This window comes from Mycobacterium basiliense (assembly GCF_900292015.1).
Lineage (GTDB): Bacteria > Actinomycetota > Actinomycetes > Mycobacteriales > Mycobacteriaceae > Mycobacterium > Mycobacterium basiliense.
This window is the reverse complement of the sequence record NZ_LR130759.1, coordinates 1661746-1679637: the sequence shown is the minus strand read 5'-3', so window position 1 is coordinate 1679637 and position 17892 is coordinate 1661746. Positions and strand designations below refer to the sequence as shown.

17 protein-coding genes are annotated in these 17892 nt (G+C 65.7%); 11 read left to right on the top strand and 6 right to left on the bottom strand.

Annotation, left to right across the window (positions count from 1 at the left end; genetic code table 11):
- Nucleotides 1–26 precede the first annotated feature (26 nt).
- Nucleotides 27–983 (bottom strand): electron transfer flavoprotein subunit alpha/FixB family protein, encoded by a 957-nt coding sequence (locus MB901379_RS07215; protein ID WP_158015989.1) that lies wholly within the window; start codon nt 981–983, stop codon nt 27–29.
- Between the two features lie 37 nt (nt 984–1020).
- The gene (locus MB901379_RS07210) at nt 1021–1812 is read right to left on the bottom strand and encodes an electron transfer flavoprotein subunit beta/FixA family protein (RefSeq protein WP_158015988.1); all 792 of its coding nucleotides are present in this window, start codon (nt 1810–1812) and stop codon (nt 1021–1023) included.
- Between the two features lie 263 nt (nt 1813–2075).
- Between MB901379_RS07210 and MB901379_RS07205 the strand changes: the two genes are divergently transcribed.
- The 3 genes from MB901379_RS07205 to MB901379_RS07195 all read left to right on the top strand — a co-directional run bounded on the left by MB901379_RS07205 (nt 2076) and on the right by MB901379_RS07195 (nt 5870).
- Nucleotides 2076–2894: a class I SAM-dependent methyltransferase gene (locus MB901379_RS07205; protein WP_158015987.1), complete on the top strand. Its 819-nt coding sequence runs from the start codon at nt 2076–2078 to the stop codon at nt 2892–2894.
- A 41-nt stretch (nt 2895–2935) separates the two neighbouring features.
- Nucleotides 2936–4498, top strand: coding sequence for a 1,4-alpha-glucan branching protein domain-containing protein (locus tag MB901379_RS07200; RefSeq protein WP_158015986.1), 1563 nt, complete (start codon nt 2936–2938; stop codon nt 4496–4498).
- A gap of 127 nt (nt 4499–4625) precedes the next feature.
- Entirely contained in the window at nt 4626–5870 is a 1245-nt protein-coding gene (locus MB901379_RS07195) for a glycosyltransferase family 4 protein (protein WP_158015985.1), read from the top strand.
- Here the strand turns inward: MB901379_RS07195 and MB901379_RS07190 are convergent.
- Nucleotides 5867–6832, bottom strand: coding sequence for an SDR family NAD(P)-dependent oxidoreductase (locus MB901379_RS07190; RefSeq protein ID WP_158015984.1), 966 nt, complete (start codon nt 6830–6832; stop codon nt 5867–5869). The two genes, MB901379_RS07195 and MB901379_RS07190, sit on opposite strands and share 4 nt — an antisense overlap.
- A 69-nt stretch (nt 6833–6901) precedes the next feature.
- Between MB901379_RS07190 and MB901379_RS07185 the strand changes: the two genes are divergently transcribed.
- Entirely contained in the window at nt 6902–8257 is a 1356-nt protein-coding gene (locus tag MB901379_RS07185; RefSeq protein WP_158015983.1) for a TIGR01777 family oxidoreductase, read from the top strand.
- A gap of 10 nt (nt 8258–8267) precedes the next feature.
- Here MB901379_RS07185 and MB901379_RS07180 read toward each other — a convergent pair whose 3' ends face one another.
- Complete coding sequence (locus MB901379_RS07180; RefSeq protein WP_158015982.1) at nt 8268–8978, bottom strand: Rv1815 family serine proteinase; 711 nt, start codon at nt 8976–8978, stop codon at nt 8268–8270.
- A gap of 255 nt (nt 8979–9233) precedes the next feature.
- Between MB901379_RS07180 and MB901379_RS07175 the strand changes: the two genes are divergently transcribed.
- From MB901379_RS07175 to MB901379_RS07155, 5 genes are all read left to right on the top strand, one after another.
- Nucleotides 9234–9626: a hypothetical protein gene (locus tag MB901379_RS07175; protein WP_158015981.1), complete on the top strand. Its 393-nt coding sequence runs from the start codon at nt 9234–9236 to the stop codon at nt 9624–9626.
- 289 nt (nt 9627–9915) lie between these two features.
- A complete protein-coding gene (locus tag MB901379_RS07170) occupies nt 9916–11982 on the top strand; it encodes an MMPL family transporter (protein ID WP_158015980.1) in 2067 nt (688 codons plus the stop codon).
- 36 nt (nt 11983–12018) lie between these two features.
- On the top strand, nt 12019–12498 hold the full coding sequence (locus tag MB901379_RS07165) for a TspO/MBR family protein (protein WP_158015979.1): 480 nt from the start codon (nt 12019–12021) through the stop codon (nt 12496–12498).
- A 7-nt stretch (nt 12499–12505) separates the two neighbouring features.
- Complete coding sequence (locus tag MB901379_RS07160) at nt 12506–13846, top strand: cryptochrome/photolyase family protein (RefSeq protein ID WP_158015978.1); 1341 nt, start codon at nt 12506–12508, stop codon at nt 13844–13846.
- A 92-nt stretch (nt 13847–13938) separates the two neighbouring features.
- Complete coding sequence (locus MB901379_RS07155) at nt 13939–14481, top strand: anti-apoptotic protein (protein WP_158015977.1); 543 nt, start codon at nt 13939–13941, stop codon at nt 14479–14481.
- 66 nt (nt 14482–14547) lie between these two features.
- Here MB901379_RS07155 and MB901379_RS07150 read toward each other — a convergent pair whose 3' ends face one another.
- Nucleotides 14548–15285 carry an acyltransferase gene (locus MB901379_RS07150; protein ID WP_158015976.1) on the bottom strand — a complete coding sequence of 246 codons (738 nt, stop codon included), beginning with the start codon at nt 15283–15285 and terminating at the stop codon, nt 14548–14550.
- A gap of 197 nt (nt 15286–15482) precedes the next feature.
- On the opposite strand from MB901379_RS07150, the gene MB901379_RS07145 reads away from it, so the two are divergent.
- Complete coding sequence (locus tag MB901379_RS07145) at nt 15483–16778, top strand: outer membrane protein assembly factor BamB family protein (protein ID WP_408632369.1); 1296 nt, start codon at nt 15483–15485, stop codon at nt 16776–16778.
- 16 nt (nt 16779–16794) lie between these two features.
- Nucleotides 16795–17181: a hypothetical protein gene (locus MB901379_RS07140; protein WP_158015975.1), complete on the top strand. Its 387-nt coding sequence runs from the start codon at nt 16795–16797 to the stop codon at nt 17179–17181.
- 4 nt (nt 17182–17185) lie between these two features.
- Here MB901379_RS07140 and MB901379_RS07135 read toward each other — a convergent pair whose 3' ends face one another.
- Nucleotides 17186–17869 (bottom strand): esterase, encoded by a 684-nt coding sequence (locus MB901379_RS07135; RefSeq protein WP_158015974.1) that lies wholly within the window; start codon nt 17867–17869, stop codon nt 17186–17188.
- Between the last annotated feature and the right edge of the window lie 23 nt (nt 17870–17892).

Genomic DNA, 17892 nt, shown 5'->3' with positions numbered 1-17892 from the left:
CCGTTGGCTGCCGTACCGGAGAAGTGTCAGCCCTTGCGAGCCTTGACTCCCTCGGTTAGTTGAGGTGCAACCTTGAACAGATCACCGACCACGCCGTAGTCAGCGATCTCGAAGATCGGCGCCTCTTCGTCTTTGTTGACCGCGACGATGGTCTTCGACGTCTGCATGCCGGCGCGGTGCTGGATCGCTCCGGAGATGCCCAGCGCGATGTAGAGCTGCGGTGACACCGTCTTGCCCGTCTGACCCACCTGGAACTGGCCCGGGTAGTAGCCGGAGTCGACCGCCGCACGCGAGGCACCGACGGCGCCGCCCAACGAGTCGGCCAGCGCCTCGACCACGCTGAAATTCTCCGCGCTGCCCACACCACGGCCACCGGACACCACCACGGTGGCCTCCGTCAGCTCGGGACGGTCACCGGCGACCGCCGGTTCGCGTGAGGTGATCTTGGTCGCATTTTCGGCGGGTGCCGGCACGTCCACGCTGACCCGCTCCCCAGCACCGTCGGCCGGCTCCGCCTCGATCGCTCCGGCGCGCACGGAAATCACCGGGGTGTCGCCGTTGGCCTGAGCCTCGACGGTGAAGGCACCACCGAAGATGCTGTGGATGCCCACTGCACCGGCTTTGACCTCGACCACGTCGACGAGCAGGCCGGATCCGATCCGGGCCGCGAGACGGCCGGCGATCTCCTTGCCATCGGCGGTCGCGGCCACCAGCACGGCAGCCGGCGCCGAGGACTCCGCCAGCCCCGCCAGCACGTCGACAAACGGTGCCACCAGGTACTGATCGACCACGTCGGACTCGGCGACGTAGATCTTGGCGGCACCGGCCGCCTTGAGCCCGTCGATCAGCGGCCCGGCGGCGCCCGGAGCACCGACAACGACGGCCGCCGGCTCGCCCAACACACGCGCGGCGGTAATCAATTCGGCGCTGACCTTCTTCAACGCCCCTTCAGCGTGCTCAACGAGCACCAGTACTTCAGCCATGGGTTATATCGCTCTCTACGTCTGTGGGTAGCGCTCGTCAGATGATTTTCTGGGCCACCAGATACTGCACGATCTGGTTGCCGCCTTCGCCCTCGTCGGTGACCTTCTCACCGGCCGTTTTCGGCGGCTTGGGTGTTGAAGACAGCACCGTCGACCCGGCGTTGGCCAGCCCGACCTCGTCGGCCTCGACACCGATCTCGGCCAGGGTCAGCACGGTGACTTCCTTCTTCTTGGCGGCCATGATGCCCTTGAACGACGGGAAGCGCGGCTCGTTGATCTTCTCGTTGACGCTGACCACCGCCGGAAGCGTGGCTTCGAGAGTGAATACGCCCTCGTCGGTCTCCCGCTCGCCGGTGACTTTGCCGCCCTCCACGGACAGCTTGCGCAAGTGGGTCAGCTGCGGCAGACCCAGGTACTCGGCGATAATGGCCGGCACCGCGCCGCCCACCCCGTCGGTGGATTCGTTACCGGCAATCACCAGCTCGGTGCCTTCGATGGTGCCCAGCGCACGGGCTAGCGCCCAGCCGGTCTGAATGACATCCGAGCCGTGCATGCCATCGTCTTTGAGATGGACGGCCTTGTCGGCGCCCATGGACAACGCCTTGCGGATCGCCTCGGTGGCGCGCTCGGGGCCCGCGGTCAGCACGGTGACCGACCCCTCGCCGCCCTCCCGCTCCCGGATCTGCAGCGCCTCTTCCACCGCGCGCTCGTTGATCTCGTCCAGGACCGCGTCTGCGGCCTCGCGGTCGAGCGTCCAGTCACCCTCGGTCAGCTTGCGCTCCGACCAGGTGTCCGGGACCTGCTTGATCAGGACCACAATGTTCGTCATAGGTGTGGCTCGTCCTCCTCGAAGGCGTCCGGCGGCGTCGGGCTACCGGACTCTGTCACGCGTTTCAAAACCGCACAGGCATGTTACTAGACGGTAACTTTTTGCGGTCTGCCCTCACACCTTAGCGGGTGGTACTGGGCTAATTGCCCGCTCCTCCCCCCGTCAGCCACGCCGGACGCCGTGGGCGTGGACCGCCTCGTTGCTGCACACGTGTCCGGTGCCCGGTTCGCGAATCGGGCGGTACGGGTTAGCCTGCCTTAGCAATGAGCGCATTCATTCCCGAGGTTCGCCCCCAGTCCCCGGCCGACAGCCAGCCGGCGGTCGGTGCGGAGTTGATGCTGACCGGTGAACGCACCATCCCCAACCTCGACATCGAGAATTACTGGTTTCGCCGCCATGAGGTCGCCTACGAACGACTGGCGCCGCGCTGCGCGGGCAGGGAGGTACTCGAGGCCGGCTGCGGCGAGGGCTACGGGGCGGACCTGATCGCCGGTGTGGCTCGTCGGGTGGTCGCCGTGGACTACGACCAGGCCGCGGTGGACCATGTGCGCGCCCGCTACCCGCGTGTACACGTCAGGCAAGCCAACCTGGCCGAGCTACCGCTACCCGACGCCTCAATGGACGTGGTGGTCAACTTCCAGGTCATCGAGCACCTGTGGGACCAAGGCCAATTCCTGCGCGAGTGCGCCCGGGTGCTGCGCCCCTCGGGTTTGGTGATGGTGTCCACCCCGAACCGGATCACCTTCTCCCCCGGCCGCGAAACCCCGATCAACCCGTTTCACACCCGCGAACTCAACGCCGACGAACTCACCGAGCTGTTAGTCGACGCCGGTTTTCCTGAGGTGGAAATGTGCGGTCTCTTTCACGGGACGCGGTTACGTGAGATGGATGCGCGCCATGGCGGCTCGATCATCGACGCACAGATCGCACGCGCAGTGGCCGACGCGCCGTGGTCACCGCAACTGGCGGCCGACGTCGCCGCGGTTACCACCGCTGACTTCGACATTGTCCCGGCCGACCTGGACCAGGCCCACGACATCGACGACAGCTTGGATCTGATTGCGATCGCGGTGCGGCATTGACCAGTCGGGCAGCGACCAATTCGCCAGATCGGGTGCCTGGCATGTTCACCCTGGTGCTGCACACCCACTTGCCCTGGCTGGCCCATCACGGCCGCTGGCCGGTCGGTGAAGAGTGGCTCTATCAATCGTGGTCGGCCGCTTACCTGCCGCTGCTGCGGGTGCTGCGCACCCTGGCCGACGAGGATCGCCGCGGGCTGATCACTCTCGGCATGACACCGGTGGTCAACGCCCAACTTGACGACCCGTATTGCCTGGACGGAATGCACCACTGGCTGGCCAACTGGCGGCTGCGCGCCGCCGAGGCCGCCAGCGTGCGCCACACACCATTGTCGAAATCGGCGAATTACCTATCGTGTACACCGGAAGCGTTGCGCGCCTTCGGAATTCGCGAGTCCGCACAAGCCGAGGAAGCGCTTGACGAGTTCGGCACCTGGTGGCGACACGGTGGCAGCCCCCTGCTGCGCAGCCTGGTGGACGCCGACACAGTGGAACTGCTCGGCGGTCCTCTCGCCCACCCATTCCAGCCACTGCTGCATCCCCGGCTACGCGAATTCGCGCTGCGCGAGGGCCTCGCCGACGCACAGCTGCGGCTCGGGCCGCGAAATCGGGAAAGCCCGAGCGGTATCTGGGCACCTGAATGTGCCTACGCGCCGGGCTTGGAGAACGACTACGCCGCGGCGGGGGTCACCCACTTCATGGTGGACGGCCCGTCGCTGCACGGTGACACCGCGCTGGGCCGGCCCGTCGGGGACAGCGATGTGGTGGCGTTCGGGCGTGACCTCCAGGTCAGCTACCGGGTGTGGTCACCAAAATCGGGGTATCCCGGCCACACCGCCTATCGCGATTTCCACACCTATGACCACCTGACCGGCCTCAAACCCGCCCGGGTCACGGGCCGCAATGTGGCTTCCGAAGCCAAGGCACCCTACGACCCGGAGCGCGCCGACCGCGCGGTCGACGTCCACGTCGCCGACTTCGTCGACGTGGTACGAGCCCGGCTGATCGCCGAATCCGAGCGCATCGGGCGACCCGCCCATGTGGTCGCCGCCTTCGACACCGAGTTGTTCGGACACTGGTGGTACGAGGGGCCGACCTGGCTGCAGCGGGTGCTGCGGGCATTGCCGGCCGCCGGCGTACGGGTGGGAACACTGCGCGATGCGATGAATCGCGGCTACCTCGGCACACCGGTCGAATTGCCGCCCAGCTCTTGGGGTTCAGGCAAAGACTGGCAGGTCTGGAGCGGCGAGCAGGTGGCCGATCTGGTCCAGCTCAACAGCGAGATTGTTGACACCGCATTGACCACCGTCGACAAAGCGCTGACCCAGCGGGCCTCGCTGGACGGGCCCATCCCCCGCGATCGTGTGGCCGATCAGATCCTGCGCGAGACCCTGCTCACCGTCTCCAGCGACTGGCCCTTCATGGTGAGTAAGGACTCGGCCGCAGATTACGCGCGGTATCGCGCGCACCTGCATGCCCACGCCACCCGAGAAATCGCCGGCGCGCTGGCGTCGGGGCGGCGCGACACCGCGCAGCGGCTCGCTGATGGCTGGAACCGCGCCGACGGTCTGTTCGGCGCCCTGGATGCAAGAAGGTTGCCCAAATGACCCCCGTGTCGGGGCAGCTGGACAACCGAGACTGCGGTACCGGCATCCATCCTGCGGCGAGGGCGTGGGAGCCGGTTGGATTCGCGCCCTGGCCGCAGTCTCAGCGACTAAGGCGAAATGGGGGGGCATGAAGATCCTGATGGTGTCGTGGGAGTACCCGCCGGTGGTGATCGGCGGGCTCGGTCGTCATGTGCACCACCTCTCCACCGCATTGGCCGCGGCAGGTCACGAGGTCGTTGTGCTGTCGCGGCGGCCGTCCGGCACCGATCCCAGCACGCACCCCTCCTCCGACGTGGTCAGCGAGGGAGTTCGGGTGATCGCCGCCGCCCAAGATCCGCACGAATTCACCTTCGGCAGCGACATGATGGCGTGGACGCTTGCCATGGGTCATGCCATGATCCGCGCCGGGCTGACGCTTAAGCGCCACGGCGCCGACCAGGCTTGGCAACCCGACATCGTGCATGCACACGACTGGCTGGTGGCACATCCAGCCATTGCCCTCGCCCAGTTCTACGACGTGCCAATGATTTCCACCATTCACGCAACAGAGGCCGGGCGCCATTCCGGGTGGGTTTCTGGAGACCTCAGCCGTCAAGTGCACGCGGTAGAGTCCTGGCTGGTACGTGAATCCGATTCGCTCATCACCTGTTCGGCGTCGATGACTGATGAGATCACCGAGCTGTTCGGTCCCGGACTTCCGGAAATCACGGTTATTCGCAACGGTATCGATGCAGCACGCTGGCCGTTCGCACCGCGCCGCCCGCGCACCAGACCACCAGAGCTGCTCTACGTCGGGCGACTGGAGTACGAGAAGGGCGTGCACAACGCCATCGCTGCGCTACCGCGGATCAGACGCAACCACCCCGGTACCACACTGACGATTGCCGGCGAAGGAACACAACAAGATTGGCTGATCGAGCAAGCCCGCAAGCACCGGGTGCTCAAGGCGACCACGTTTGTCGGCCACCTCGAGCACGACGAACTGCTGGCCTTGTTGCATCGAGCCGACGTCGCCGTATTACCAAGCCACTACGAGCCGTTTGGGCTGGTTGCGCTGGAGGCCGCCGCGGCCGGCACCCCGCTGGTGACCTCCAACATCGGTGGCCTAGGTGAAGCGGTCATCAACGGACTGACCGGAGTATCGTGTCCACCCCGCGACGTGGCGGCGCTGGCCGCCGCGGTGTGCTCGGTGCTCGATGATCCCACCGCGGCACAACGGCGCGCCAATGCCGCCCGGGAGCGCCTGACGTCGGACTTCGATTGGCGGACAGTGGCCGAGGAAACGACTCAGCTATACCTGGCGGCCAAACGTAGCGAACGACAGCCACTGCCCCGATTGCCGATCATCGAGCACGCCTTGCCCGATCGCTAGTCGATACCGATAGCCGCTGCGCAATAGCGCCAAAGCAGCTCGAGCTCATGGTCGCTGTATCGGGTCCACGGCACATAGTGCTCCGGGCGGGTGCGCCGGTCGTGCCAGAAGGTGCCGGTGGGCGGTGCGGGTCTGGTCGCGGCTAACCACACGGCGGTGTCTGCGCCCTCGGCAGGCGTGCGCAGCAGCGGGCCGGTCACGGCGCGAAACCCAGGCAGCGACGAAGCCACACCGGGCGTATCGGCCCAGCCCGGGTGCATGCTGTACGCACCGATGCCGCGGCTCGCCCAGCGGCGCGCCAGGATCGGTGTGAAGGCCACCTGCATCCGTTTGGTGCGGGCGTAGGCGACCGCACCTCGGTACCGGCCACGCCGGTACTCGGGGTCCTCGACGGGCAGCGATTGGGTGTACATGCCGCCCGAGGAGATCAGGATGACTCGCGGCTGGTCCGAGTCGGCCAGGATTGGAAGCAATAGCTCGCTCATCAGGATCGGCCCTAAAATATGTGTGGCCAAACTGATTTCGTGACCGTCAATGGACTCGGTACGGGTAGCGGGCAGCAAGCCGGCATTGTGGATCAGCACGTCCAGTCGAGGAACTCGGCCGCGCAGGTCGGTGGCGAAGGCGCGTACCGCGGTCAGGTCGGACACGTCACACACCTCGACCCGCACCTCGGCGGCAGATTCGGCAGCGATCTCGGCGCGTGCCTGTTCGCCGCTGTCGCGGTCCCGCACGGTCAACAGGACGGTAGCGCCCAGGCGGGCCAAGCCCGACGCGATGGCCTTGCCCAGGCCGCGATTGGCGCCGGTAACCAGCGCGGTCTGACCGCGAAGGGCCGTCGACGGCGGATCCTGCGGCCAACCGAATCGACGGAGCTGATAGCCGATGCGGGTATAGCCCGGGAGGACCGCACGATCGAGTGTGGTGTCAAGCAAGGGACGAATGCCGTCCAAAACGCTCATACCAAACACTATTCCGCTGATCGCCTATCCGCGGCGGCCTACCCACCATTTGGACGGTAACGTCAAGTGATGGGGTTGAGGTATGCGAGCGTGCTGGATGCGCCGCGTGACCAGGTGTTCGAGTGGCACGCCCGGCCGGGCGCCTTCGACCGGCTGTCGCCACCGTGGCAACCCATGAGGTTGGTGGCCGAGGCCGAATCACTAAAGGATGGCCGCGCCACACTCGCGCTGCCTGGTGGCCTGCGCTGGGTAGCCGTCCACCAGGCGGACTGCTACGACCCACCACGACGCTTCGTCGACACCATCGGCATCGCTGGACCGGCCTCGCTGCCGACCCGGATCATGGTGCGGTGGCGGCACACCCACGAATTCGAAGATGCCGGCGAAGGCCGCAGCAGAATGATCGACCGGGTCGATACGCCGGTGCCCGAATCGATGTTGCGCCCGATGTTCGTCTACCGGCACCGTCAGCTCGCCGATGACTTGGCGGCGCACCGGTTGGCCGCCGCCCATGGTTTGGTACCGACCACGGTGGCCGTGACCGGATCGTCGGGACTTGTGGGTTCGGCGTTGACGGCATTTTTGAGCACCGGCGGGCACCGGGTGATCCGCCTGGTCCGTGGCACCCCCCGTGGCTCGCACGAGCGCCGGTGGAACCCCGACGACCCCGACCGGGGATTGCTTAGCGGGGTAGACGCCGTCGTTCACCTGGCCGGTGCCTCGATCGCGGGGAGATTCACCGGTAGTCATCGAAACGCCATCCTCGATAGCCGAATTGGACCGACGCGTCGCTTGGCGCAGCTCATGGCCGACACCATCGACGGGCCTTCGGTGCTGATCTCGGCTTCGGCGATCGGGTACTACGGATACGACCGCGGCGACGAATGGCTCACCGAGGAAAGTGATCGCGGTGAAGGGTTTCTCGCCGATGTCGTGTCCAACTGGGAAGACGCGACCATCCCGGCGGAGCAGTGCGGGGTGCGGGTGATACGAGTACGCACCGGAGTCGTGCAATCCCCGCGCGGCGGCACCCTGCGGTTGCTGCGTCCGCTGTTTGGTGCTGGGCTGGGCGGCCGCCTCGGCGACGGGCACCACTGGTTGTCCTGGATCGGGATCGACGACCTCGTCGACGTCTATCACCGCGCACTCTGGGACACCGCACTCTCGGGTGCGATCAACGCCGTTGCACCACAACCGATCCGCAATGCCGAGTACACCCGAACCCTGGCCCACGTGTTGCGTCGACCAGCCACCCTGCCCGTTCCGGCCCTGGGCCCGCGACTATTGCTAGGCGAGCAAGGCGCGCGCGAACTCGCCTATGCCAGTCAGCGCGTCGCACCCCGCCGACTCGTCCAGGCCCAGCACCGGTTTCGCCAACCTGCACTCGATTCGGCCCTGCGCCATCTGCTCGGCCGCCACCGCTGACCGCCTCGGTCTACCGGCCCGTCGTTAGTCCGCCCAGCGGTGGCTGCGGTGAGTTCAGCGAACTCGAATCGAGGTAGAGCTGCCGCATGACCACATGCCAGGATTGCGCTTCGAGCAGCGATCCGCGCGTACCGTCGAGCAATCCGACAATCACGGCTTGGTTGTCATCGCCCAGCGCATACACCGGGCCGCCGAGGTCTCGTTTGTCTGCAGCCAAGTCGGCAATGCTAAACCGGTTGCCGCTGACGGAACCGACCCGGCCGCCGCAGACTTGCCCGGTCGTCGCTCCGAAATGGCACACCGGCAAGGCCGGCCGCACGCGAAATCCCGGACTGGACTGCAATTGACGTCCAGAGGGCAGCCGGTCGGTGGCGGTCACCTCGGGGCTAAGCCTGATGACTTCATACTCGATTCCGGCCGTGGCGCCATCCAGCGCGACCTCGCCGACGATGTTGCGGCGGGCGAGCAACACCTCACCGACCACACGGCGTTCGCTGTCGGTCACTGTCGGCCCGCCGTTGCACTGACCGGCACTGAGCGCAATCCGCATCTTCGTCTCCACAAACCCCACCGTGCACGCGACACTGCCCTGGCGGATCTGCATACCCGGAAATACCGTGAGGCCAGTCTTGGCCTCAGCGGCCGCCGGTGCGCCCAGGGACACCAGCGCGAGCGCGGTGGCGACCGCTGAACGGCAAGATCCGCCGAACATGGTTCCCATCTGGCCCCAACCACCCTTCGCGTCCGTTAGGGCGTATCCACTCCCGCTAATCCAAGGCTGCACATGACGTCCGGCTAGAGCCGATTACCCGTTCTTGGCCCGGACAAACCATGATGGATGCACTTTAGTTTTGCGGCCGCATGAGTATTCACGGATTCGCGGGATTGGCCGGATTGATTAACCGAGTCGAACTGCCCTGCCAGTAGCCTCTAGGGGTAGCAAGCCAGATCGGAAGCCACCGAACGGAGCCATCTAATGTCGCAGGACACGGGCCGGTACTTCCCATACCGCTACGACGCTCGGCTGGCCCCGATGTGGCTACCGTTTCGATGGCCGGGCCACCAGGGAGTGCTGCTGACCGACGACGGGCGTTTCGTTGCCCGCTACGGCCCGTTTCGTGTCGACGTGCCGTTGTCGAGCGTCGACGACGCGCACATCACCGGCCCGTACCGGTGGTGGACCGCGGTCGGCCCTCGATTGTCCCTGGTCGACGACGGGCTCACTTTTGGAACCAATGCACAGGCCGGGGTGTGTGTACATTTCGAACCGCGCGTGCATCGCGTGCTGGGACTGCGTGACCACTCGGCTGTGACCGTGACCGTGGCAGACCCCGACGGTCTGGTCACCGCGCTCAAGGGCATCGACTAGCGCACCCGATTCCCGTGCGTTTGCCTTTGGCGAAAGCCAATTCGGTTCGCAGCAGTGTTCGCAGTGCGCCGACACGATCAGACGCCGCAACTCTGCCATCGCGGCCGGGGCGCGCCTTCCCGTCGGAGTGAAATCGAACCGGCCGCTGTCGCAGGTGCCGGCTAGTAGTCGAATAATCCTGGCGTAATTGACTATTCGCGGCGACCCATCGGCCAGGTGCGGCGCCCTCGGTGATACGGTCGCCGCCCCTCGGATTGATTAATACTTAAATAACTGAAATACTTGGCATGTGCCGTGGGACTGGCTGGCCGCCGTAGTCACGGGCCGGCGGTCCTGGCTCGTCACATTGGGCACTGCGGTAGCAGCTACCGGGTTCATGGTGCTCATCGGGGGAAACTCGGCAGCGGGTGAGGCGCCACGGACGGTGCCGACCGACTCGGGCTCCGCGAGGGCCGATGCGGTGTCCGCCCGGTTCTTCGGCGGCGATCGCGCTCCGCTGGTACTGGTGGTCAGCCGCGCCGACGCGGCGCCGCTGGCCGCTGCCGAGCTCAGCGCCACCGCGCAAGCCCGCAGCCGGATGCAAGCGATCGCCGACCCCGCCGAACCCCCGACGCCGACGATGGTGTCGGTCGACGGCAGGGCAGCCGTCACCGTGGTCCCGATCAGCGCCGACCTCTCGGGTTTGGCCCTCAACGACACCGTCACCGCGTTGCGCAGTGCCGCCCACCGCGACCTGCCGGCGAGCCTGCAAGCCCACGTCACGGGCGGACCGGCGTTCGGCGCCGATATCGCCAACGCGTTCAGGGATGCCAACATCACCTTGCTGGCGGTCACGGCATCGGTGGTCGCCCTGCTGTTGATCGTCACCTACCGCTCGCCGGTGCTGTGGCTGCTACCACTCCTGGTAATCGGGTTCGCCGATCGGGTCGCGGCGTCGGTCGGCACCGCGGTCGCGTCGCTGACCGGCTTGAATTTCGACGGGTCCACCTCCGGAATCACCAGCGTGCTGGTGTTCGGCGCCGGCACCAACTACGCACTGTTGTTGATTTCCCGGTATCGCCAAGAACTTCCCCGTTACGCCGACCACCGCGACGCATTGCGCCGGGCGGTCCGGATGGCGGGGCCAACAATCGTCGCCAGCAACGCCACAGTGGTGCTGGCGCTGCTCACACTGATCTTCGCCTCGACGCCGAGCACCCGCAGTCTGGGCGCGTTGGCGGCGTGTGGGCTTGTGGTTGCCGCGGCGTCGGTTCTGGTGGTGTTGCCGCCGTTGCTGGCGTTGTGCGGGCGGCGGCTCTTCTGGCCGTTCATCCCGCACGCCGACGCGGGCGCCAATCCCGATTCGGGATGGTGGCTTCGGGTCGCCCAACAGGTCGCGCGCCGTCCGGCCACGGTCGCGGTGGTCGCCATCGCACTGTTGATCTGGCTGGCCTCCGGGCTGCTGGGTACCCGGATCGGGTTGTCGCAGACCGAGCAATTCCGGGTAGATGCCGATTCGGTTTCCGGATTCGACATCGTGTCCCAGCATTTTCCCGCCGGTCTGGTCAACCCGACGGTGGTCATCGCTCCCACCACACGGGCTCGGCAGGTGCGCGACGCCATCGGCGCGACCTCCGGTGTGGTATCGGTAACCACGGCGGATCAGTCCGAGGGCGGGTTGACCCAGTGGTCGGTAGTGATCGATGCGCCGCCGTCGTCGGAGCAAGCGTTCACAACGATTGCAGCACTTCGTGATTCAACGCGAAAGGTCACCACCGACGCCCTGGTGGGCGGCCCGGACGCGCAGGCGCTGGATGTGCGCAACGCCGCGGTTCGTGACCGAGCGCTGCTGATTCCGGCAATCCTGGTCGTCATCGTGGTCGTGCTGTACGTGCTGTTGCGATCCGTAGTGGCGCCGCCGACTCTCTTGGCGATCACGATTCTTGGGGCGTTGGCAGCGCTCGGTCTCGGCGGCTGGGCCAGCCGGCACCTGTTTGGCTTCCCCGCCCTGGATAACAGCACGCCGTTGTATGCCTTTCTCTTTCTGGCGGCCCTGGGCGTGGACTACACCATCTTCCTGGTTACCCGAGCACGAGAAGAGGTGGCGCACAAGGGCGTCCGAGGGACCTCCGAGGGCATGATCCGGGCGGTGTCGGCCACCGGCGGCGTTATCACCAGCGCGGGAATTGTGTTGGCGGCCGTCTTCTGCGTGCTGGGTGTGCTGCCGTTGATCGTGCTAACCCAGTTGGGCATCATCGTCGGCCTTGGCATCCTGCTGGACACGTTCGTCGTGCGCACCCTTGTCATTCCAGCGCTGTTCACCTTGATCGGTGACCGTATCTGGTGGCCCCGCATCCCTAAACCTGTTAGCCATTAACCCTATTCAGCGCACGGCATCCGAACGGAGCAGCTCATGAACAAGTCGATACTGGCCGGCACCGGACTGGCCGTCGCCATCGCGGCAGGCAGTGGAGCCATCGCGAGCCCGGGAAGTACCGGCGACTGGTATCTACGGCTGCGTAAGCCCTGCTACCAACCGCCCAGCGTCGCTTTCCCCGTGGTGTGGACCGCGCTCTACGGCGACATCGCCACCAGCTCGGCGGTGGCGATCGACCGATTCCGTGGCACGGGACAACGCGATAAGGCGCGCCGCTACATCGGCGCGTTGGCGATCAACCTGGTTCTCAACGCCGGATGGAGTTGGCTGTTCTTCCGGTTCCATCGACTCGGGATTTCCGCGTTGGGCGCCGCCGTACTGGCGACCAGCAGCGGCGACCTGGTGCGGCGGACCACCGACGCGGACCGCCAAGCCGGACTGGCGATGCTCCCCTATGCCCTGTGGTGTGCCTTCGCCGCCGTGCTGGCGACCCACGTCTGGCGACTCAACCGCTGAGCCCCCGATGGCACCGGCGCTGTTGTGGTTTCGTCGCGACCTGCGGTTGCGCGATCACCCCGCGTTGGCCGCTGCCGGCGGCAGCGATGATGTGCTCGCCTGCTTTGTGCTCGATCCACGTCTGGAGGCTTCGGCGGGACGCCGTCGCCTGCAGTTCCTGGCAGACTCGCTAAGGCAGCTGCGCGACGGGCTGGATGGCCGATTGTTGGTCACCCGCGGGCGGCCCGAGGAGCGAATTCCCCACATTGTCAAGGATATCGGCGCCACCTCGGTGCATATTTCCAACGATTTCTCACCGTTCGGCAGACGCCGTGATGACCGAGTGCGCTCAGCACTGGGATCGGTGCCACTGGTCGCGACCGGCTCGCCGTACCTGGTTTCGCCGGGCCGCGTCACCAAGAATAACGGCGGCCCCTACAGAGTGTTCACACCGTTTTTCCGCAAATGGCACGAAATCGGTTGGCGGCCACCGGCAAAATCGGGCCCCAATTCCGCGCACTGGCTGGATCCGGCGCAGGTGGCCGTGCACCAGTGCGAAATCCCCGACCCCGGTGCCACCCTTGAGCTTGCGGCCGGCGAGTCCGCGGCGCTGCTGGAGTGGGCGGCGTTCGTCGACGACGGGATAAGCCGCTACCCGCAGGAGCGCGACAGACCCGACCTCAACGGCACCAGCAGGATGTCAGCGCACCTGAAGTTCGGCACCATCCATCCCAGAACCATGGTTGCCAACATGGACTTGCGTGCCGACGGAGAACGAAGTTATTTGCGGGAGTTGGCATTTCGAGACTTCTATGCCACGGTATTGTGGCACTGGCCGGACAGCGTGTGGCGCAACTGGAACACCGACTTCGACGCCATCCAGACCGACACCGGCGCCGAAGCTGAGCGCCTCTTCGAATCGTGGAAGGCGGGCGAAACGGGGTTTCCACTGGTCGACGCGGGGATGCGGCAGCTGCGTGAGACCGGGTTCATGCACAACCGGGTCCGGATGATCGCCTCGTCGTTCTTGATCAAGGACCTACATCTGCCGTGGCAGTGGGGTGCGGCATGGTTCCTGGACCAACTAACCGATGGCGATATTGCGAGCAATCAGCACGGCTGGCAGTGGTGTGCCGGCAGCGGCACCGACGCCGCCCCCTATTTTCGCGTGTTCAACCCCATCACGCAGGCCGAAAGGTTCGATCCCTCAGGGGATTACATTCGGCGTTGGATCCCCGAACTGCGCGACGTCGACGACGTTCACCTGCGTAAAGGTCGACGACCGCCGGGATATCCCCCGCCAATCGTCGATCATGACGCCGAGCGCTCCGAAGCGCTGCGCCGCTATCGCAGCATCAGCGGAGGATGAGCGATTGTCGGATTCGCTTTCCAGGGGGCCGTCTGACATGTCATTATCAGCCGATTCTCAGTTGACCCAGATTTCACTGCCAGGGAGGCGATATGGCTTATTCGATCGTTCGGACATTGCTGGTCTCAGGTGCTGCGTTGGGGGTGATGGCCAGCGCTGGGGCCTGCTCGTGTTCGATCGGTTCGTCGCATTCGGTGAGTAAGGAAGATGTGGTCCAACAGATCACCGCCAAGATGACCGACGCCGCCGGCAACAAGCCCGAATCGGTGACGTGTCCGGGCAATCTACCGGCCAAGGTCGGGGCGCAGCTGAACTGCGAAATGCAGGTCAAAGGCTCGACGTACAACGTGAACGTTACGGTGACCAGCGTCAACGGCAGTGACGTCAAGTTCGACATGGTGGAGACCGTCGACAAGGATAAGGTCGCCCGCATTATCAGCGACAAGCTGTATCAGCAGGTCGGCGAACGGCCCGATGCGCTGACCTGCCCCGACAATCTCAAGGGCGTCGAGGGCGCAACACTGCGTTGCCAACTCACCGACGGCAGCAAGAAGTACGGCATCAGCGTCATCGTCACCAGCGTCGACGCGGGTGATGTCAGCTTCGACTTCAAGGTTGACGACCACCCCGAATAGCGGCGGGCCATCAGGGGTGCCCCGGAATCTCACGACCCACGCCGATCCGGTGGACCCGGGGGTGGCCTAGTGGGCAGTCTTCTTACGTTCGATGTCGGCCAGCGCGGCGGCCAGTTCGGCGCGCTGAGCTGCCGACGTCTCCCAAGACAGCTGACGGTTCTTGACTACCTTGGCGGGCGAACCAACGGCAATCGAATAGTCCGGGATCACGCCGCGGACCACCGCGTGCGCCCCCAGCACACAACCCCGTCCCACGGAGGTGCCGCGCAGCACCGTCACCTTGACACCGACCCAGGTGTCGGGCCCGATCCGCACCGGCGACTTGACAATGCCCTGGTCCTTGATCGGGACGTTGATGTCGTCCATCCGGTGATCGAAATCGCAGACGTAACACCAGTCGGCCATCAACGCCGAGTCACCCAGTTCGATATCGAGGTAACAGTTGATGACGTTGTCGCGGCCGAGCACCACCTTGTCCCCGAACCGCAGTGACCCTTCGTGGGCGCGGATGGTGTTCTTGTCCCCGATGTGCACCCAGCGGCCGATCTCCAGCTGCGCCAGCTCAGGGGTCGCGTGGATCTCCACACCCTTACCGAGAAAGACCAGGCCGCGGGTGATGATGTGGGGGTTGGCGAGCTTGAACTTCAGCAGCCGCCAGTAGCGCACCAGGTACCACGGGGTGTAGGCGCGATTGGCCAGCACCCATTTCAGCGATGCCAGCGTCAGGAATCTTGCCTGGCGCGGATCCCGCAACCGCGAGCCACGCCAACGGCGATGAAGCGGCGCGCCCCACATGCTCGTCATGGCCGGAAAGCCTAGCCTGACGGCCAGAAACCTATCGAGCTGGATGCATGCCACCCGAGAAGCGGTCGGGCGATCAGCCACCCGCGAGTCGGCACGGGTTACCCTCACCTGTACTCGATCGCTGTTGATGCCGATCGGTCGGACCAGCCCGTCAGCGACCCGCGTAGCGGAAGGATTGGGGAACCCTGCGAAATCATCTGGCGCCTGTCCGAGGTCTCCTGACAACCGTTCTCGCAGCCGTGGTCACCGTCGGTCTCGGCGGCTGCGGCAATACCGACTCGTGGGTGGACGCCGCGCCCGCGCAGGGCTGGCCGGCCCAGTACGGCGACGCGGCCAACAGCAGTTACACCACCACCGGTGGGGCCACCAAGCTCGCGCTGCGCTGGACACGGTCGGTCAAGGGAAGCCTGGGCGCCGGGCCAGCGCTGAGCGGGCGCGGATACCTTGCTCTCAATGGGCAGACGCCGGCCGGGTGTTCGCTGATGGAATGGGAAAACGACGACCACGGCCGGCAGCGATGGTGTGTCCGGCTGGTCCAGGGCGGCGGCTTCGCCGGTCCGCTGTTCGACGGGTTCGACAACCTCTACGTCGGACAGCCCGGGGCCATCGTCTCCTTTCCCGTCACTCAATGGACACGGTGGCGGCAGCCGGTGATCGGGATGCCTGCCACCCCAAGATTCCTGGGACATGGCCACCTGCTCGTCACCACGCATTTGGGTCAGATGGTGGTTTTCGACGCCCACCGCGGCATGGTGATCGGCAGTCCGGTGGATTTGGTGGATGGCGTCGACCCGACCGATTCGACGCGCGGCTTGGCCGATTGCGCTCCGGCCCGGCCGGGTTGCCCGGTGGCGGCCGCCCCCGCATTTTCCGAGGTGACCGGCACCGTGGTGGTTGGTGTCTGGCAACCCGGCGCGCCGGCGGCCGGTCTGGTTGGCCTGAAATACCACTCCGGACAGCTGGTCCGAGAGTGGACCAGTGACGCCGTCAGAGACGGTGTGCTCGCCAGCCCGGTGCTGTCCGCCGATGGGGCGACGGTCTACGTCAACGGCCGCGACCAACGGTTATGGGCGCTGCGCGCCGCCGACGGCAAGGTGAAGTGGTCGATACCGCTGGGCTTCCTGGCCCAGACGCCACCCGCAGTCACCCCGGGGGGCCTGATCGTGTCCGGCGGGGGCCCCGACACCCGACTGGCCGCGTTCCGAGACATCGGCGACCACGCCGACCAGGCCTGGCGCCGCGATGACGTCACACCGTTGTCGACGTCCAGCCTGGCCGCCGGCGAGGTCGGCTACACCGTGGTTCCGGGTCCCCCCCATGACGGCGGACCCGGCTTGTCGCTGCTGGTCTTCGACCCGGCCAACGGCCAAACAGTCAACAGCTATCCGCTTCCCGCGGCCACTGGCTATCCGGTGGGGGTGTCGATCGGCCTTGATCGCCGCGTGGTGGCGACCACCAGCGACGGCCAGGTCTACAGTTTCGCGCCGGCTTAACGGCCATACTTGTTGGATGTCGAGCGACGATCAGGCGGTTGTGAGGTCGACCAAAGACAGCGCGCGCGGCCGACCCAGCCGAGCGCTCGACGTCGCCCTCACCATCATCTTCCTGATCGCACACGCCTTCTTGTTCGTGTTGACCATGTTGGTGCTGGGAGTGCTCGTGATGGGTACCGACCCGTGCGGTTCGCAGACCTGTGGTGATCCGTCCTGGGTCGACCGCGCCCTGGCGCTCGGGTTTTGGGCCGGCATCGTGATCTTTCTCGCCGACCTCATCATCACCGTGTTCCGTCTCACGCGGCACGTGGTGGCGTTTGTGGTACCGGTGGGCGGGTGTGTGGCGCAGGTGGCGCTGGGCCTCGGCGCGGCCGCGATGGAGTCGATGGCCGGTCCGGTGTAGATGCTCAGATGGCCAGTTTCGGGATGGCGCTGCGCGGCACCTGGACCTGAGTCGCGCCGGCAAACGACGGCAGCAGCTCACCCTGAGCGAAGTAGAAGATCAGGTCGTCGTCGGTGATGGCGAAATTCTGATAGTGGGTCGGGTCGAGACCGTTGGACGGCAATATCACCACGCCCAGCCCGGTCTGATGCTCTAGCTCTCGCTGCACGATCGGAAAGATGGTGTCCAGCGGCGAGGTGCCGGGGACGAACAGCGTGTCGAAGGTGATGGGCTGCTTGGCCCCAATGTTGTAGTTGAATGCCTTGTACCAGGTAAATGGGTGTGCACCGCCGAGATCCTGAAAGAACTTGAGCACCACGCTGCGGGTGTTGTGCGGTGGCTGGCCGGCGCTGTGTTGTTCGGTGGTGGCGTCCATTTGGTAAGGATGGTCACGCCGTCCGGACGCCTTTGCCACATTGATGAAGCCATCGCGGTTCTGCGTGATGTAGTCGGTCAGCACCTGCTGATCGGGGTAGTCCACCGGAAACGTAATGTCCAGGGTGTAAGTGGATCCCGAGGCATGAATATGGCAAATCTGGGAAGCCTCGAGTGAACCGCCGAGGCTGGCACACGACGGCGGGGCCGCGTTCGCCGGCCACGCTAGCAGGACCGCAGCAGCAAGGACTGCGGTCGCAATCAGAAGACGCATCGTCGAATTCCTCGCAGACCAAA

Excerpts from the sequence above, each read along its gene's own strand:
- MB901379_RS07215 (WP_158015989.1), bottom strand. The coding sequence starts at position 983 with ATGGCTGAAGTACTGGTGCTCGTTGAGCACGCTGAAGGGGCGTTGAAG.
- MB901379_RS07210 (WP_158015988.1), bottom strand. The coding sequence starts at position 1,812 with ATGACGAACATTGTGGTCCTGATCAAGCAGGTCCCGGACACCTGGTCG.
- MB901379_RS07205 (WP_158015987.1), top strand. The coding sequence starts at position 2,076 with ATGAGCGCATTCATTCCCGAGGTTCGCCCCCAGTCCCCGGCCGACAGC.
- MB901379_RS07200 (WP_158015986.1), top strand. The coding sequence starts at position 2,936 with ATGTTCACCCTGGTGCTGCACACCCACTTGCCCTGGCTGGCCCATCAC.
- MB901379_RS07195 (WP_158015985.1), top strand. The coding sequence starts at position 4,626 with ATGAAGATCCTGATGGTGTCGTGGGAGTACCCGCCGGTGGTGATCGGC.
- MB901379_RS07190 (WP_158015984.1), bottom strand. The coding sequence starts at position 6,832 with ATGAGCGTTTTGGACGGCATTCGTCCCTTGCTTGACACCACACTCGAT.
- MB901379_RS07185 (WP_158015983.1), top strand. The coding sequence starts at position 6,902 with ATGGGGTTGAGGTATGCGAGCGTGCTGGATGCGCCGCGTGACCAGGTG.
- MB901379_RS07180 (WP_158015982.1), bottom strand. The coding sequence starts at position 8,978 with ATGGGAACCATGTTCGGCGGATCTTGCCGTTCAGCGGTCGCCACCGCG.
- MB901379_RS07175 (WP_158015981.1), top strand. The coding sequence starts at position 9,234 with ATGTCGCAGGACACGGGCCGGTACTTCCCATACCGCTACGACGCTCGG.
- MB901379_RS07165 (WP_158015979.1), top strand. The coding sequence starts at position 12,019 with ATGAACAAGTCGATACTGGCCGGCACCGGACTGGCCGTCGCCATCGCG.
- MB901379_RS07160 (WP_158015978.1), top strand. The coding sequence starts at position 12,506 with ATGGCACCGGCGCTGTTGTGGTTTCGTCGCGACCTGCGGTTGCGCGAT.
- MB901379_RS07155 (WP_158015977.1), top strand. The coding sequence starts at position 13,939 with ATGGCTTATTCGATCGTTCGGACATTGCTGGTCTCAGGTGCTGCGTTG.
- MB901379_RS07150 (WP_158015976.1), bottom strand. The coding sequence starts at position 15,285 with ATGACGAGCATGTGGGGCGCGCCGCTTCATCGCCGTTGGCGTGGCTCG.
- MB901379_RS07140 (WP_158015975.1), top strand. The coding sequence starts at position 16,795 with ATGTCGAGCGACGATCAGGCGGTTGTGAGGTCGACCAAAGACAGCGCG.
- MB901379_RS07135 (WP_158015974.1), bottom strand. The coding sequence starts at position 17,869 with ATGCGTCTTCTGATTGCGACCGCAGTCCTTGCTGCTGCGGTCCTGCTA.